The 14,073-nt window shown below is 36.9% G+C and carries 15 protein-coding genes; 3 read left to right on the top strand and 12 right to left on the bottom strand.

The window, feature by feature from the left end:
• The first annotated feature begins 168 nt into the window (after positions 1-168).
• The gene (locus ACT29I_RS14960; protein WP_430933716.1) at positions 169-972 is read left to right on the top strand and encodes a CPBP family intramembrane glutamic endopeptidase; all 804 of its coding nucleotides are present in this window, start codon (positions 169-171) and stop codon (positions 970-972) included.
• Between the two features lie 185 nt (positions 973-1,157).
• On the opposite strand, the gene ACT29I_RS14955 is transcribed toward ACT29I_RS14960, so the two are convergent.
• Entirely contained in the window at positions 1,158-2,192 is a 1,035-nt protein-coding gene (locus ACT29I_RS14955) for an AI-2E family transporter (RefSeq protein ID WP_430933715.1), read from the bottom strand.
• 125 nt (positions 2,193-2,317) lie between these two features.
• On the opposite strand from ACT29I_RS14955, the gene ACT29I_RS14950 reads away from it, so the two are divergent.
• A complete protein-coding gene (locus tag ACT29I_RS14950; protein ID WP_444793842.1) occupies positions 2,318-2,779 on the top strand; it encodes an IS91 family transposase in 462 nt (153 codons plus the stop codon).
• Here ACT29I_RS14950 and rhuM read toward each other — a convergent pair.
• The 8 genes from rhuM to ACT29I_RS14910 form a co-directional block, all read right to left on the bottom strand.
• A complete protein-coding gene (rhuM, locus tag ACT29I_RS14945; RefSeq protein WP_444793916.1) occupies positions 2,693-2,899 on the bottom strand; it encodes a RhuM family protein in 207 nt (68 codons plus the stop codon). The genes ACT29I_RS14950 and rhuM overlap by 87 nt on opposite strands.
• 279 nt (positions 2,900-3,178) lie before the next feature.
• On the bottom strand, positions 3,179-4,099 hold the full coding sequence (locus ACT29I_RS14940; RefSeq protein WP_444793841.1) for a DEAD/DEAH box helicase family protein: 921 nt from the start codon (positions 4,097-4,099) through the stop codon (positions 3,179-3,181).
• Between the two features lie 261 nt (positions 4,100-4,360).
• Complete coding sequence (locus ACT29I_RS14935; protein ID WP_444793840.1) at positions 4,361-4,891, bottom strand: type I restriction endonuclease; 531 nt, start codon at positions 4,889-4,891, stop codon at positions 4,361-4,363.
• Between the two features lie 537 nt (positions 4,892-5,428).
• Complete coding sequence (locus tag ACT29I_RS14930) at positions 5,429-6,553, bottom strand: Fic family protein (protein WP_444793839.1); 1,125 nt, start codon at positions 6,551-6,553, stop codon at positions 5,429-5,431.
• Positions 6,554-7,302: 749 nt separating this feature from the next.
• On the bottom strand, positions 7,303-8,184 hold the full coding sequence (locus ACT29I_RS14925) for a hypothetical protein (RefSeq protein ID WP_444793838.1): 882 nt from the start codon (positions 8,182-8,184) through the stop codon (positions 7,303-7,305).
• A gap of 169 nt (positions 8,185-8,353) precedes the next feature.
• A complete protein-coding gene (locus tag ACT29I_RS14920; protein ID WP_430937324.1) occupies positions 8,354-8,677 on the bottom strand; it encodes a type II toxin-antitoxin system PemK/MazF family toxin in 324 nt (107 codons plus the stop codon).
• Positions 8,668-8,913, bottom strand: coding sequence for an AbrB/MazE/SpoVT family DNA-binding domain-containing protein (locus ACT29I_RS14915; RefSeq protein WP_430937322.1), 246 nt, complete (start codon positions 8,911-8,913; stop codon positions 8,668-8,670). Before ACT29I_RS14915 ends, ACT29I_RS14920 begins: the two co-directional genes overlap by 10 nt.
• A 136-nt stretch (positions 8,914-9,049) precedes the next feature.
• A complete protein-coding gene (locus ACT29I_RS14910; protein WP_444793837.1) occupies positions 9,050-9,577 on the bottom strand; it encodes a hypothetical protein in 528 nt (175 codons plus the stop codon).
• 415 nt (positions 9,578-9,992) lie between these two features.
• Between ACT29I_RS14910 and ACT29I_RS14905 the strand changes: the two genes are divergently transcribed.
• Entirely contained in the window at positions 9,993-11,099 is a 1,107-nt protein-coding gene (locus tag ACT29I_RS14905) for an IS91 family transposase (RefSeq protein ID WP_444793836.1), read from the top strand.
• Positions 11,100-11,617: 518 nt separating this feature from the next.
• On the opposite strand, the gene ACT29I_RS14900 is transcribed toward ACT29I_RS14905, so the two are convergent.
• The 3 genes from ACT29I_RS14900 to ACT29I_RS14890 form a co-directional block, all read right to left on the bottom strand.
• Positions 11,618-11,986, bottom strand: coding sequence for a DoxX family protein (locus ACT29I_RS14900; RefSeq protein WP_444793835.1), 369 nt, complete (start codon positions 11,984-11,986; stop codon positions 11,618-11,620).
• A gap of 81 nt (positions 11,987-12,067) precedes the next feature.
• A complete protein-coding gene (locus tag ACT29I_RS14895; protein ID WP_430937376.1) occupies positions 12,068-12,637 on the bottom strand; it encodes a Crp/Fnr family transcriptional regulator in 570 nt (189 codons plus the stop codon).
• A 32-nt stretch (positions 12,638-12,669) separates the two neighbouring features.
• Entirely contained in the window at positions 12,670-13,839 is a 1,170-nt protein-coding gene (locus tag ACT29I_RS14890) for an ATP-binding protein (RefSeq protein WP_430937374.1), read from the bottom strand.
• Positions 13,840-14,073: the final 234 nt, after the last annotated feature.

Genomic DNA, 14,073 nt, shown 5'->3' with positions numbered 1-14,073 from the left:
CGGGACAAGTGATCCCTCGTTTCATAATGCCTTGTTTTATTGTACTTTCAATGCTCGTGACGAACCTCCAATACATAATCCGGGTTTAAGGGTATTTTTGTTTAGCACACATATGGTTTTTAACAATAACATTTACTAAATTGGCCATACAAAACTAAACTTAAATTAATGATACAACAAAAAACCTATCCAAGCATTGCCCAGAGCTGGGGCATTATGGGTGTTGCCATTGTATGCATGCTTATCTTTTCGCCATTACAATTGGCTTTGAACGAAGTTTTAGGGAAAGAAATTACCTTCTTAATATACTATCTTATGTCGATGGGAGCCACTTTTGCCTTTGCTCACTTCATCCGCAAGAAAGAAACAGCTCTTCAAAGGTATGATATCCGTTTTGACAAACCTAAAATCATCATACTGGTTTCTGTCGCAGCACTTGGCTTACAGCTAGGTATTCTTTCTCCGCTCACAAGCCTGATACCTATGCCCGATTTTTTTAAAAAGATCATTCTCGAACTTGGTAATATGAAGGGTATCTTTGCCTTTTTAACCATAGTGGTCGCGGCCCCCATTTTTGAAGAACTCATCTTCAGAGGCATTATACTCGATGGTCTGTTAAAAAGATACTCACCCGCCAAGTCCATTTTTGTTTCGAGTCTTCTTTTTGGTATTGTTCATTTAAACCCGTGGCAATTTGTTACGGCGATGGGCATAGGTGCTTTTATGGGATGGGTGTACTACAAAACACAAAAACTTTCGCTTTGCATTATCATTCATTTTATAAATAACCTGTTGGCATTTTTAAGCATGCAGTTTATAAACCTGGAAGAAGAACTCGATAAAACTTTTGTTGAATCACATGGAGGCATGATGAATGCAATATTGCTTATTTTTGGCTCAGTAATTATTTTTTGCGTTTGTTCATGGCTGTTGGTCAGAGAGTTTAGAAAACAAGAAATATCAATATGGTAAATCATGCAATACGAAGGCTTGATTATCTCCTAACATTTATACAAAACTGTAGTTATATTTACCCCGAAACTTACCTGATAAAAAACGGCAGGTCGGTAAAAGCCGGCAACACCGATAATTTGGTTCAACAGGATTTTATATGCATCTGACGGGTAAACATGAAAATTCCCTACAACAGCAGGAAACTATGCTTTCCCGCCCGACATCAGTTCTGTAATGACTTTGTACCTGGGGAACTGGTCTAAAATTATTTTGATAAAAACGGTGATTGGGATAGACAGAATAAGCCCCGGGATACCCCAAATATAGCCCCAAAACATGAGCATGATTAAAATGGTGATAACATTCACCGAAAACGTCTTGCCCATAAAAACGGGTTCTAACACGCCTCCCATGACCACTTGCACAGCGGTGATGGTAAGCACAAAGAAAAGTAAGGTCGTCATAGGTTCAATTTCAACAAAGGCAAATAAGGATAGCAGTGCCACAGAAATTACAGAACCAATCATTTGAACAAAATTGATAGCAAAAGCAAAAAGACCCCAGAATATTGGAAAGCTAATATCAAAAGCCAGGCAGGCCAATCCAAAGCCCAAACCTGTAAACAGACTGATAACAAATTTAACGAGAACAAATTTAATGATGTCTTTTTCAATTTTCCGGAAGATTTTAACCGAAGAGTGTTTTACTTTGATCAGTGTGCTGTTCAATAACTTTTCAAAATTAACGGATCCGGTCAATAGTAAAACCACAAAAAAGGCGGTCATTAGTGTCCCTGAAAGCAGATTGCTTATAAAATCCAGCGACAGTCCGATGTTTTCCACTATGTTATCATTTTTTAGATAATGCAACAAAACATTATCCCCTTGCAACCTTGCTATGCCGAAAAAATCTTCCACGGAAACAATCAAGTCCACGAGTTTGGTTTCTGCTTTTTCAAAGAATAAATTATCAGCTGCCAGTATTTCATTGCTGGTTAACTTAATCAATTCTCCTCCTAATTTAAATACGCCGGTAATAATTAAAATGATGGATAATATACTTAGTGGTTTGGGAACCCTCTTATGGCTAAGCCACCTCATCAAGGGCAAAAACAAAAGGGCAATAAACATAGCAAGTACGAGCGGCACAAAAATAAACGAAAGTGTTTTTAGCAAGTAAAATATTACGGGTATTACAAGAATAAGTAATAATGTATTGGTTGTTTTTAGGTCTTTCATTTAATTGTAATTATGGAACTCTATAGCTTGTTACAACCGCAAAAATAACTACTTGTTTAATATGCCTGACATTTTATTAGTTAATGTATATTAATTAGTTTGCAGATAACTGAACCAAGTACATTATGGAGGTAGTTCCAAACGCTCCTTATTTGCGCATGGGCAAGTATGCCAATTATTTATATTGCGTACAGAAACTCAGCGCTTCTTTTAAGGCCGCATTCCCGGATAGCTTAAAACGGGGCTTGAGAAAAGCAGGGCGGTATAGCGGGTTTTACCGGCAGGTACAAAACGCTTTCCCGACGAATTGGGTGGTGTACAGCGAGGCTTCCATGGCCGACAGCGAACATGTGGTGCGTTATCTGGGGCAGTACACACATCGCATTGCCATAGCCAATGATAGAATCATAAGTATAAGTGATACGCATGTAAAGTTCAGGGCCAAGGATTACAGAAAAAAAAGGCCTGCTAAACCCCAAATCCTGGAAGGCACCGAGTTTTTACGCCGCTTTTGCCAACATGTTATGCCCAAGGGATTTGTTCGTGTTAGAAGGTATGGCATATCCTTGTACCAGATAGTCTTTTAAACGTTGCGTGGCCCATTGACGAAACTGTGTACCTTGTTTTGATTTTACACAATATCCTACAGAGATAATTACATCAAGATTATAAAAAGTCACAGGCTTATCTGAATTTGCAATATGCATTTTTTGCATATTGCTTTCTTTATCTAGTTCACCCTCTTTAAAAACGTTATTGATGTGGCGCGAAATAACCGATTGGTCTCTCTGAAACAAATCAATCATTTGCGCCTGAGTTAACCAAACTGTTTCCGTATCAAATTGTACCAGAATTTCAGTTTGGTTATCACTTGTTGTAAATATTTCAAGTTTACTTTCCATATAGTCAATTATCAATGTGCAATTACGAATGGTCAATTTTCAATTACGAATTATGAATGTTCAATTCCAAATTTCTAATTGTTATTAAGCCGTGCGCCCATAAAACTCATTCATATATTCTTTTACCACCATGCCTCCAATGGAATTGTCGTTCATAGCAATGCGTGCTTGCTCAAAATCTTTTACAATATAGTCGAGCATGGGCTCTACAAATTTATGGTGCGCATACACATCCGTTTTATCGGCATTGCCTTTCAGTATCTCAATTTCTTCGAGCGCTTGCTGTAAGGTTAGTTTATAGCTGGTTTCTATTTCCTCGCGAATTAAGCGCAGGGTATAACCATCTTTTATGGAAGCGTTGTAGTAATATTTGTGAATGTAATTGCCAAACAGTGTTTTTGAGTTATACTCTTGGCCCAGTAGTGGCGTTCCTGTTAATCCTATTTTAACCGAGTTTTTGTCGGACTGCTCCAGGTTAGCCAGGAAACTACCCTTAGGATTATAGCTACGGTGTACTTCATCTAAAAAGAATACCCGCTGTATGTTTAGTTGGTAATCGGTATTTTGAATAACATTGGGATCGTCTTGAAATTTTTGAATGTTAACCACCGTAATTTCAGCTTTACCCGAATTGTTGTGAATAACCTTTGTGGCTTTAATATCTCGTGCAAAAGCATCTCGCGAATCTATTTCGTGTACCACCAATCCACGTGCTTTAAACTCTTTTGCAGCTTGAATTAAAAGGTCGAGGCGGTCGACAATAAAATAGAACTTTGGTATAATGCCCTTGTTCTGGTAATAGTCGGTAAGATGTTTAACATTGTAATACGCCAAAGCCGTTTTACCGCTTCCTTGCGTATGCCAGATGATTCCCTTTTTTATGTTTTCATTTAGCTTGTTCTCAATAGCCTTAGTGGCAAATATTTGCGGATAACGCATAATGTGCTTTTCCAGTCCGCTTTCTTCTTTCACGTATGCAATAGCATATTGCAGCAGAAAACTCAATCGTTCTGGCTGAAACAGCGATGTGCAAATTCTATTGGTTGGTGTATTGGGATTTTTATTGGTAAGAAACTCTTTAGAGTTTTTAATAGTTAATAAGTTGTTGTCTTTTAAAACAAAGTTTTCCTTTTCATCATCCTCCGATTTTAGTAAAGAATCTAAATCAAACTTTTCTTCCTCTCTGAAATAGTTGAAAGGCGGTTTGTCGTATGAGGTGGTGGCATAAAAAGCACCCTCGATTGGCTCTGGTGTGCTATCATCGTATTACATGTTGTTGGAGAATACCATGAGCTGCGTTAAGTTCACAAACTTGCGGAACTTCTTATTCTTGAATCGTGTTTGTATGCGTTTATGTTCGGCAATTATGCCATCCCGGTTATTGGGTTTCTTAACCTCAATAAATACGAGGGGCATTCCATTAATAAGCAGAATGATATCAGGTCTAAACTCTTCGTCGTCCTTTTTGTAGGTTAGCTCGGTAACGACATTAAAGGTATTATTGCCGAAATCCTCAAAGTCAATCAATCTGTTGCCCGATTTCTCAATGAGTTTTTCGTAAAAGGCTTTTCCTAAATCTTCATTTTCCAGGCATAACGCCACTTCGTCATAAAAGCGTTTGATATCACCCTCGCTTAATTCTGGGTTTAGTCGTTGTATACTTTCCTTGAAAATGTCGGTGAAAATATTGGTCGATTCGTCCCAAGCCTGATTAGACAAGGACAAATACCCATATCCCAATCTGATTAAATGCAGAATGGTCGGTATTTTAACTCTTGAGTCTTCATTGAATTTCATGTTTCACTTATCAATTTCCAAATAACCCACAAAATAACAAAAATGCACGGGTGCGAGGGCAAAAAAACAGCTCTTTTGCAAATTTTGGTTTGCGGGTCAGATGGTGCGATTTGCAAATGTGCTGTTTTGTGCGTTGGGGTTTCCTTTTTTCTTTTGCGGGGGAAGAAAAAAACAAAATAAATTCCCATCAAATTAGCACCGAACTACCTTCAAAGAGGCTAATAATAATTTCTTGTCTGTTTGTTCAAAGAGTAAATGTTTCAAAGGATAACTTTCGCTCCATCACACTTGCATAGTAGCGTAGAGCCTGATAGCTTATAATTAATACCCCTTAAAGTAACAATTACAAATAAACAATCAGCGCCCCTGCATCAAACCGTATCCCGATGTTCGTGGACAGGCTGTGAAGTTTTCCCTCATATGCTTACGCTTGCGCATTACGGCTTGGTCATTTGAACATACCGGGCTTAACTGTCGGCAGCCCACTATCTGGCATGATGCGTGGCTTATGTTGCGCCTGCGGCAAGCCATGCATTATTACGGTTTGTTGCCAGCTGGCATTTCTATTAATTCATAATTTGTACTTCTTCCTCCTGCAGCTTCTTTCTGCAAAATGCTTTTTGATATAAGGTCATTGATATCTCTAACAGCAGAATCTTTTGAACACTTTGCAATCTTTGCCCATTTGGAAGATGTTAATTTCCCATCAAACCCATCCAATAACATATTCAGTATTTTCTTTTGCCGTTCATTGATAATTGTTTCTGAGTGCTTTCGCCAGAAGTCAGCTTTGAAAAGTACTTTTGTTAATACAGTTTCAGTAGACTTCAGAGCATTTGACAAGCATGTTAAAAACCATACAATCCAACTTGCTATATTTAAATCACCTTTTTGTGTTCTTTCAAGCATTTCATAATACTGTTTTCTCTCTAATGTAATTTGCGCTGACATACTATAAAACCGCTGATTACTTTTGTCTGATTGAGCAAGCAGCATATCTGTTATTGCTCTACTAATTCTGCCATTTCCATCGTCAAATGGATGAATCGTAACAAACCACAAATGAGCTATTGCTGCTTTAAGAACTAAATCGTTTTTTTTATTATTATTGAACCAATCTAAAAATTGAGTCATTTCCTTTTCTAACAATTCCGAATCCGGAGCCTGAAAATGTACTTTTTCTTTTCCCATTGCACCAGATACAACCTGCATTGGTCCCGTGGTATCTTTTCTCCAGTTTGCTACGTTGATTTTGTACATTCCACTTCTTCCTGTTGGAAGCAGAGCTGCATGCCAATCAAATAATCTGTCAGCAGTTAATGGCTTGAAGCAGTTTTGTGTAGCATCAAGCATCATCTCGACAACACCTTCAACATTCCTGTCCCAATCAACAGCACCTGCAATCTCCATTCCCAGTTTACGTGCGATAGAAGAACGAACTTGGTCTGGATTTAATATTTCACCTTCAATTTCTGAAGATTTTAGAACATCAAGAGTTAAAGTGTCAAGTAAAGCTTCATTTCTTAAATCGAAACCAAGTGTTTCCATTTTTCCTACTAGTCTGCCTTGCAAGTTTCTAACTTCACTCAAGAGGTTTATGAAATCATTATAGTTCCATGTAAACTCTGGCCATTGGTCTTTTTGATGTATAAAAGCTTTCATTCGATGCATAATTTGCAATGAAAATACAACTTATTCGTCGCATTTCAAAAATATTCGTTGCACGTAATGCATTGAATAGTGAGGTTATTCGTTGCACTGTAATATTTTTTTCTGCTTGCTGGGTAGCGCAGAGCCTGATAGCTTACTCTAATTAATACCACTAAAAGTAATAATTAAATGTAAACTATCAGCGCCCCTGCATCAAACCGTATCCCGATGTTCGTGGACAGGCTGTGAAGTTTTCCCTCATATGCTTACGCTTGGGCATTACGGCTTGGTCATTTGAGCATACCAGGCTTCAGCGACAATCCTCACGGACATAACTGTCGGCAGCTCTTCTAAATGAACAGTACATTATTGCGATAAGAGAGAGCAGAATCAAGCTCGCTTGAATTATGCTGCTCCTGTAGTGTCATTTTTTAAAACAGTGCCAGGCATACTTCTTATTCCAGCATTGTTTCCAATTAACTCATGTTGAATTTCTATGATGTCATTTACCCGTAAAAATCCCTGTTTTTTAATTAATTTCGTTGATGTGCGACTTTTTTAGCATTTGCGGTAACGTTCACTGGATGACGCGTGCGGAGATTTCATGAACCAAACCTTCCTAACAGCTCCTGGGCCAAAGCGTTTTATTTGTTTTAACTTTTCATTTTTTAAGTCAAATCTGCGATTTGGCGTTGTTTGCCGAAGCCACGAACCGACCAAAATTAGTCGGACTCACTTATGCTTTATGAGCCATGGTTGCATTAGTTATTTTTAAGCTCAATATTTGTCGTTATATGTTCTTCTCCCTTAACAATACTTATAACAGCTTCATAATTAGAACAACCTTCTTGATTCTTATTGCAAAGCCAATCAAAACGTAATTTAACCATCTTAGGTATTCGTTTATTGTATTTTTTAGAGTTTAAAGAGCTATTAACGGTTAGACTCTCAAGTTTTCCATTACTACTTATTAAAAAACTACAGTTGAAATTTACAGAGTCATTGGACATGTTACTATATAGATATGGGAAAAGCTCCATTAAAAGTCCATTTTTACCTCCGCCTTTATAACATGGTAATTCTCTATTTTCAATTAAGCTTACATTATCATTAAAAATTAGGGAATCATTTGAAAAGTCATAAGTATAATAAACATCTCCATTCGCATGATAAAAATTCCAAATACCACTTCGCCTATCATTCTTATATTTCCCATGCTCTCTTATCAGTAATTGTTCATCATTCATTGTAAAGATTAAAGAATCATTCTTCGTCCCTTTATAGTCTATAAATTGATTACTTGTGTTTACTCCTGATGTATCTATGTAGTAATAATAATAGTCTCCATTTAGCATTCCCTTAGAGTAGCTTCTAACTTCCTGTAATTGATTATTGCCAAACTTCTTCCAATACCCTTCCTTTTGATTATTGCTATAGTAACCTTTTTCAAAAATTATAATATGACCAAATATATTTTGAGCATATTTCACATAACTCCCAGACTTAACTTTTTTATCTTTCTTAAGCACATAGTATTCTTCATAAATGCCCCCAAATTCTCTCTTTTTTAATATTGTTTCTTGACCTTTAATCTGCACATTTATGATAAGTAAAAATGCTGCAACTATAGTATTCCGTATCATTTCTGCAATGGTTAATTAATGCCAACGGTTCGGGCAAGATGTCGTAGACGGACGAGTCCAACGGAGTTTGATTTGTCCGGCCGAAGATAACGCCCACCGAAGCTGCGATTTTATAATTATAATTTAGCCTATGCATTTTGACCATGGTTAGGCTTAGTTTGATTTTCTTTTAGTCAACAAATGTCTCTTTGAAAATAGCTTTTAATTCTTTCGTTTCAGGTTTTGATAAACGCCCCAAAGGTCTTATAATTCTTTGTTTGTCTATCGTTCGAATTTGGTCCAGAACAATCCAACCAATTTTGTTGTCATGTTTTACTTCAACTCTGGTCGGATAGTTTTTGGAACTCGTTGTCATAGGGACGATAACAACTGTCCTCAGATATTTATTCATCTCGTCAGGAGAAACAACAACGCAAGGTCTGGTCTTTTTAATTTCACTCCCAATAGTGGGATCCAGATTTACTAAGATGATCTGATATTGTTTTATTTCCATTCGTCAAGGTTTTCGTCTTCAAAGACATCGTTAAAAAGAAGTCTGTCGTCGCCGTTTTCATTCATTTCTTTAAATGCCTTTTCCCAACCTTTTCTAGGAGTCGATAATGGTCTTAGAACAATTTGACCTTTCTCTAGAATCAAGTCAACCTTGTCTCTAATATTATACCTCTCTAAGAGTGTTTTACTAAGTCTAATTCCTTTAGAATTTCCTATTCTTATCACTGAAACTTCCATAATTTATGCGTTTTGTGTAATTACAAAGTTGTCACATATAATCTATTTTTCCAAATTAAGCTTAACCGTGTGGGTATGGCAAGTTGGGCAATTTATAGCACTTACTTGTCAGTTTACTGCAAGCCGTAGCTTTTGTTTATTGTTGGCACCTGTTTTTTCTATTCTCCAATTTGTATGTATAGTCAACAATAATTGTCCATAAAATAAATGATGAAACAGCCAAGGTTTTATATGCTCCTGGATAATGATTTAATTTCAACACTCCACCAATAGAAAAAGAAATAAACCATCCCACTTTTAGAAAATTCAGTATTTCTTTCCTGTCTTTTTTGGCAAGTCTAATCAAAGACCCACTGATTAAAACAACAACACTTAACATTAAAGCGAAGTCGTTCCATTGATAATGCATTATCTTCATTATTATAGCAATAATTCCAACTGAAAAACCTGTCATGAAAATTGGGTCAGTTAGAAGTTCCCTATATTTTAGATTCGTTAAAATATATCCAAGTCCAACTAATTGCCCTATTGTCCCGATTATGTCAAATAATGAATAAACTAGTTCATTCTCTGCATTAAAAAGAATCAATAGTCCGCAAAAAATCCAAACTGCAAATCCCAAAATACTAATGGTTGTCCAGCTTACTTTTTTGTCTTTAAGCATTGTGTATTTTTATATTGGTGCGTAGAGTAGAGCCTGATAGCTTACTCTAATTAATACCCCTAAAAGTAATAATTTAATGTAAACTATCAGCGCCCACTGCATCAAACCGTATCCCGATGTTCGTGGACAGGCTGTGAAGTTTTCCCTCATATGCTTACACTTGCGCATTACGGCTTGGTCATTTGAGCATACCAGGCTTCAGCGACAATCCTCACGGACATAACTGTCGGCAGCTCTTCTAAATGAACAGTACATTATTGCGATAAGAGAGAGCAAAATCAAGCTTGCTTGTATTATGCAGAACGGAGCAATGATCTTTAAGAAAATTATTTAGGTAGGATTTACACCTACTGGATTACCACAGCTTCGTTGAAGTAAAGAATCCGCTTGACAATCTGGACAATATCGGTGCCTTATGCAGAAAGAAATAACCATCGGGGAGATATTTGGGGAGTACGGGGAAGCTTATATCACCCGTAACAGGGTAAAAGGACAGGAAAAAGGACTGATCAGGTTGCTCTCGGCCTGTAGGACCAACGCACTGGGAAATCACTTCGAGCAGTGCAACAACTGTGCTTATACCACCAAGGCATATGATTCGTGCAGAAACCGTCATTGCCCCGTGTGTCAGCAAAAGGACAAACTGCAATGGCTCGACAAACGGATGACGGAACTTTTGCCCGTGGGGTATTACCACCTGGTGTTCACGGTTCCCCATGAACTTAATCCGCTTTGCTTGCAAAACAAAAAGGCGATGTACGGCATTCTTTTTAAAGCGGCCTCACAAACACTGTTGGGGTTGGCCCGCGACACCAAACATCTGGGTGCCGACATCGGTTTAATGACCGTGCTTCACACATGGGGCCAAAACATGATGGAACATCCCCACCTGCACTGTATCATGCCGGCAGGCGGGTTGGGTTTCGACAAGAAGCATTGGGTGCATGCCGGTAACAAAAACGGTTTCTTCGTCCACTACAAGGCGCTATCACGCAAATTTAGGGGGAAATTCCTGGACCTGCTGAAACAGGCCATCGACGGTAACCAGCTCGTGTTCAAGGGCAAGCTGGCGCAAATCGCCGGTAAGAAGGCCTTGGGGATTTTTGTCGGCAAACTTTATAAAAAGGAGTGGGTGATGAACATCCAGGCTCCCCTCGGACACCCGGAAAAAATCCTGGAATACCTGTCGCGCTATGTTTTCAGGATAGCTATCACCAACCGCCGTATCATTGAGGTGAAGGACGGAAAGGTGCTGTTCTCCTGGAAAGATTACCGGACGGGGCGGTCCAGGAAAATGCGGCTGGATATCGACGAGTTCATACGGCGCTTCCTGTTGCACGTTTTGCCCAAAGGGTTTTTCAAGGTCCGAAGCTACGGCATATTCGCCAACAGATACCGCAGGCAGAATATCGAAACCGCAAAAAAAAATCCTGCGACGCGAACACGAGGATGCCAAAGAGGAGGCTATGGAAGATGGCATAACGGTGTCGGAAAAACAAGATACGGTGTGGGACGAAATTAAAGGCCTGATCCGCAATTTCAAAAACCCCAACTGCCCCAAGTGCAACAAAGGACGTTTAAGGTTTGCCGGCATTGTCCCTTACAACCATATAGAGCCCGGGTAACAACCATACGGAAGAACAACGTTCTTTGAAAAAATGCATTGAAAATCAACAGGCCAAGTGCTAGTAACGGAGCCTGAACGGGTGAAATATGCCCAAAAACCTACAAAAAATATGAAGATTAACGAAAGCAACAGAACAAGATTGAAGAGGCTGGTTTCATACCGCTAAAAAAAGAATAAATAACAGAAAGAAAAACATTAAATACCCTTAGGCTGGCAGGTTGGTTCTAAGGGGCTTAGCCCAACAAGAATTAAAACCCAATTGAGCGCTGGCATTTGGAAATAAGCATAAAAAAAACGGTAGCGGGGACTTGTATCCTTCTACCGTTTTTTTGTGCTCAACTGGGCTTTAATTCCTATAATGTTAGCAACTGGGCTTAGTTAATAGGCAACAAATTCAACCTTACTTATTAAACTTATAGGACCAATAGACGACCAACTATAACGAAAATTGTAAGCAACAATAAAACTGAATTAACAATAACTTCTTTAGTTTCTTTTCTATTTATATGTAATCTCATTGCTCCAATCATCGTAAATGCAAGTCCAACTGCTGCCATAGGTGTTAATATAGGAAATATTTTCAACAACATTGGTAGAATTAATCCCAATGCGCCTAAAATTTCAGTTAAGCCTATTGCTCTTAGAATTGTTGTTGAAAAATTATTAACCCAATCTCCAATTTTCTTACTTAATTCTTTTACTGGCTTTAAAAGTTTCATGGTTCCAGCCATTAGGAATATAACTGCTAATAATCCCTGAATAGTCCAAAGTACTATATTCATAATTTTAAATTTTAATATTTACTCAAAAATAGATACATTCAAAATGTAAAAAAATGAACTAGTTCAAGAAAATACTCCTATTTACTTTTTAGCTAACTTTTTAATAATCTTACTAAGAAACTCAGCGCTAACTCCAATATAGGAGGCTATATGATATTGAGGTAACCGCTTTATTAAATCAGGATATCTTGTTTTAAGTTCTATGTAATTTTCCTCAGCACTTTTAGATAGTATTGAAACTAATCTTTTTTGTATAAAAATATAGGAACGCTTTAAATAGTCGTTATTATTTTTAATGAATTCTGATAATGCTGAAAGACCTGCATTATCAATGGAATAGACAATCGATTCTTCAATTGTTTCCATAAAAAAGCTTGTCGGTTCTGGACTAGATAAATCACCTATTACTTGGTTTTCTTTTGCAAACAAGATATTGAATTCTTTGCCATTTTTATCGATAAGAAATAATCTAATAAGTCCTTTCTCAATAATATACTGTTTAGTATTTGAGCTTCCTCCGCTAAATATTAATTCTTTCTTTTTAAAGGTTTCTTTACGAATATTTTTAAGTAGTTCCTTTTTCTGAACCTTATCCAAAGGGATTTTTAATTGTTTTTGAAAAAAATCGGCTATAAAATCAAGTTCATTCATGTCTGTTAATGTATAGAAATGGCGGCATTTTCCTAATAATTTAAGCCAAAAGCCCATAAAGGTAATATATTCATATACCCAAATTCAATGTCATCTTTCACGATATATGATTTTCCATCTTTTTCTATCTGTTTTTGCTGTTTATTCTTCCCTCCAACTTCGAATGTAAAGTCTTTGATAACAAAATCAGCATTCTTTGATGATATAACTTCATTTCTTACTCTCATTTGATTCAGAAAAAAAGTTTCTCTAATATTACCTATATTAGATTTTTCGCCAGCTAAACTATAAATTAAATTGGTGTTGTCAAGATAGACTTTGTCAACTTTACCTAAACCTCGAATTCCACTAGTTTCATTTCGTAGTTGACCGATAAGGCCTGCCTTTTCCATATACGTAAAGTAGTCATCTAAAGAGTTTCTACTAACCTTAATCATTCCGGCAATCTTTGATAAATTGGGTTTGAATGGAACACTTTCAGAGATTATTGATAGTAAACGCTTCAATTTACGACTAGTTGCAACATTCATATTTGCATATTGAGGAATGTCGGTTTCTAAGGTTTGAACTACAATTTGTCCTAACCGAAGATTAAGCTCATTTTCAATTCCAAATGGATAATAACCTCGCTGCAGATAGTCATTGAATAATGGTAGTGGGTGTTTTATATCCGGAAGCTGAATCTCCCCATTAACAATATGTTCTAAGGTGAAAGTTTCAACTTTTCTATTATGGAAGAAATTAAGGTATTCTCTAAAAGAAAGTCCTTGTAATCTATATATTAATGCACGTCTACTTAAATCAGCAGAACCTTTAAGTATGTCAAGTACAGAAGACCCCGTAAATACAACCTTTAAGTCTGGGTATGAGTCATAAATATTTTTTAATTCTCGAGACCATTCTTCGTATTTATGAATCTCATCAATAAATAAGTATTCTCCAGCATTCTTATAAAAAACATCAGCTAAGTCTATTAACCTGTTTTCGCTAAAGTACATATCGTCAGCTGATACGTACAAAGCTCGTTTACTACCTAAGTTTTCTTTTATATATTGCAGAATCATTGTTGTTTTTCCAACACCTCTAGGACCAATAATTCCGACCATTCGGCTATTCCAAGAAATTTCTTGATACAGATACCGCTTAAAATCTATAGTCGTATTTTGTAATAAAATCTCGAATTTCTGATATAGAGTTCTCATAGCTTTAAACTATTTGTTTATACAAATATAGAAAAACGCACAATTAAATGTGCAACAATTTAATATATTGTATTATTAATAGTGCAATATTGTTTTTATGCTTGGCGGTAACGGCAGTCTGTCTAAAAACTATCCGCAAAATAAAATTTATTGCGTTTTAAGCCCTTTTTAAGCTGTTGTTTGGGTTTATTATGCTGCCTGAAAATAGCGATAATAATTTATTTTGATAAACAA

The organism is Saccharicrinis sp. GN24d3, assembly GCF_052400645.1.
Classification (GTDB): Bacteria; Bacteroidota; Bacteroidia; order Bacteroidales; family Marinilabiliaceae; genus Saccharicrinis.
Note: the sequence above shows the minus strand (reverse complement) of the source record. Positions and strands in the feature narration are given on the sequence as shown.

Coding starts and splice junctions, on each gene's coding strand:
- ACT29I_RS14925 (WP_444793838.1), bottom strand. CDS start 8,184: ATGATACGGAATACTATAGTTGCAGCATTTTTACTTATCATAAATGTG.
- rhuM (WP_444793916.1), bottom strand. CDS start 2,899: ATGCATATTGCAAATTCAGATAAGCCTGTGACTTTTTATAATCTTGAT.
- ACT29I_RS14905 (WP_444793836.1), top strand. CDS start 9,993: ATGCAGAAAGAAATAACCATCGGGGAGATATTTGGGGAGTACGGGGAA.
- ACT29I_RS14890 (WP_430937374.1), bottom strand. CDS start 13,839: ATGAGAACTCTATATCAGAAATTCGAGATTTTATTACAAAATACGACT.
- ACT29I_RS14960 (WP_430933716.1), top strand. CDS start 169: ATGATACAACAAAAAACCTATCCAAGCATTGCCCAGAGCTGGGGCATT.
- ACT29I_RS14915 (WP_430937322.1), bottom strand. CDS start 8,913: ATGGAAGTTTCAGTGATAAGAATAGGAAATTCTAAAGGAATTAGACTT.
- ACT29I_RS14950 (WP_444793842.1), top strand. CDS start 2,318: ATGGAGGTAGTTCCAAACGCTCCTTATTTGCGCATGGGCAAGTATGCC.
- ACT29I_RS14935 (WP_444793840.1), bottom strand. CDS start 4,891: ATGAAATTCAATGAAGACTCAAGAGTTAAAATACCGACCATTCTGCAT.
- ACT29I_RS14930 (WP_444793839.1), bottom strand. CDS start 6,553: ATGAAAGCTTTTATACATCAAAAAGACCAATGGCCAGAGTTTACATGG.
- ACT29I_RS14910 (WP_444793837.1), bottom strand. CDS start 9,577: ATGCTTAAAGACAAAAAAGTAAGCTGGACAACCATTAGTATTTTGGGA.
- ACT29I_RS14920 (WP_430937324.1), bottom strand. CDS start 8,677: ATGGAAATAAAACAATATCAGATCATCTTAGTAAATCTGGATCCCACT.
- ACT29I_RS14900 (WP_444793835.1), bottom strand. CDS start 11,986: ATGAATATAGTACTTTGGACTATTCAGGGATTATTAGCAGTTATATTC.
- ACT29I_RS14895 (WP_430937376.1), bottom strand. CDS start 12,637: ATGAATGAACTTGATTTTATAGCCGATTTTTTTCAAAAACAATTAAAA.
- ACT29I_RS14955 (WP_430933715.1), bottom strand. CDS start 2,192: ATGAAAGACCTAAAAACAACCAATACATTATTACTTATTCTTGTAATA.